The sequence below is a fragment of the Alloscardovia venturai genome, from assembly GCF_042676605.1.
Classification (GTDB): Bacteria; Actinomycetota; Actinomycetes; order Actinomycetales; family Bifidobacteriaceae; genus Alloscardovia; species Alloscardovia venturai.
On record NZ_JBHTHQ010000032.1, the window covers coordinates 1 to 1666 of the forward strand.

Below are 1666 nucleotides of genomic sequence, written 5' to 3' on the forward strand. Positions count from 1 at the left end.
CACATTGTCTTCTCCTGTCTGTGACATTTTTTGTTCAAGTTCCTTGAACACTGAAGACATATCGCCGTGAAGTGACGGAGCGCATAAGCCGCGCGTGGACCTTTTAGGGACATCGCGGGCGTTGTGTGGAGGAACGCGGCGATAGGATCGTAAGTGTCAAGGAAATTGACAAACCTTAAAGAAAATTTTGTACACCGCAGGTGTTCCATACGAAAATAATGGTTGTACACGCTTTAGCGTATACAACACAATATTCCTGTCTATTGAGTCGTCAAGTACATACGAAAAAGGGTGAAGAATATGAATCCTTCACCCCATGTGCTTTTATAGGTTTTAGTCTGTGGTGGTGTAATAGTAGTCAAGCTGGTCGCTTGTGAAGTTATCTTCGCACCATGCTGCCAGGGTCGTATACAGGTCGTTGTATACACGTGCTTTATCCTCGTTGTAGAAATGGTATTGCCAGATTTTATTGTTCAACACCATGACAAGCTCGGTCATCATTTTGTAATTGCTGTGCCACTCATTAAAAGCGCGCTGGTAAGTATCGTCGATAGCGTCGAGACCAAATGCTTCTGCTATGGTGAAGTCTTCCCAGAAAGTAGTGATTGGCGTGTACCCGTAGTCTTTGAGTGGATTGTAGATTTGTGGCATAGTGATTGTGGTGCTCATTGTGTTTTCCTTTCAAAAAGTGGGGAGAAGAGGCTTTTCTCTTCCCCGTTGTGTTTGTTTTGATGATTGCGTTTCACGTCCTGCCGGTGGATGCGTGTCACACCCTCGGGGTGCTTGACCCAGCTCGCGCGGCCGAAACAATTTATTGTTGAGAGACACTCGGATGGGTTGACATGCGTCCGCTGGGAGGGCGAGCATTCATCGGTAAAAACAAACACGGGTAGAGAAAACACGTGCCCCCAGCTATGAAAAGGAAAAGAGTGAGCAGCCGCTCTTACTGAATGCGCATAATCTCCTCACTCTTACACGTACACGGGCAGAGTAGCTGATGGTTTTGCGAAGGATAATAGCGCAGAGGATTGTGCGGTAGAAAAAGATTGTGTTCCATACGTGTATGTGTAGGTGCGGATCATACACGTGTGATGGAGAGTGAATGTGTAGAAACTATTCTTCTGGCACCACTCTTACCAGTAGCGCGTAGACGTGTATGCGTGTGCTCAACCTATCGGTTGTGGGGTGTGCTTGTATATCCATCTGTATGAGCGTATTAATAGTGCATGGTTCCAGGTCTTTGGCTCATCGTCATGTGCATTCTTGCGAGAAGAAAACCGACACGAAAGCGTAGGTCGGCTTACATGGAAGGAAAGAAAGGTGGTGGAGCACCCACCTTTTTCGTGAGTGTTCCACCACGAGGGCTTTAGTGACCCATGTTGATAGACCAGTAGCGTTTCTCGTCTTCACGAGCACGCGTGCCTTGAGGGTCGTCAGGATTGAAGTACGCGTTGCTGAAGGTATTGATGCGCACACCGTACCGGCCTGGAGTGTTCGTATAGTAGCCTGGCTGGGTGCGCTTACCCTTGAGCAGCGTATGGTGGCGCAAGTCGAAGAGGGCGACTGTTTTAGAGGTGACGTGAATGACTTCGTAATAATCCCAGTTGGTTTGGTCATACCCCCATGTTGCGACGAGGATGTCACCTTCCATAGCACCGTGCACGTT

General features: G+C 48.1%; 2 protein-coding genes. Both read right to left on the reverse strand.

Features of this window, described 5'->3' with window-relative positions; genetic code table 11:
• Positions 1–333 precede the first annotated feature (333 nt).
• A complete protein-coding gene (locus ACFQY8_RS08010) occupies positions 334–669 on the reverse strand; it encodes a hypothetical protein (RefSeq protein ID WP_377939456.1) in 336 nt (111 codons plus the stop codon).
• A 697-nt stretch (positions 670–1366) separates the two neighbouring features.
• A partial coding sequence (locus ACFQY8_RS08015) for a hypothetical protein (protein ID WP_449224243.1) occupies positions 1367–1666 on the reverse strand: 300 nt, incomplete at its 5' end.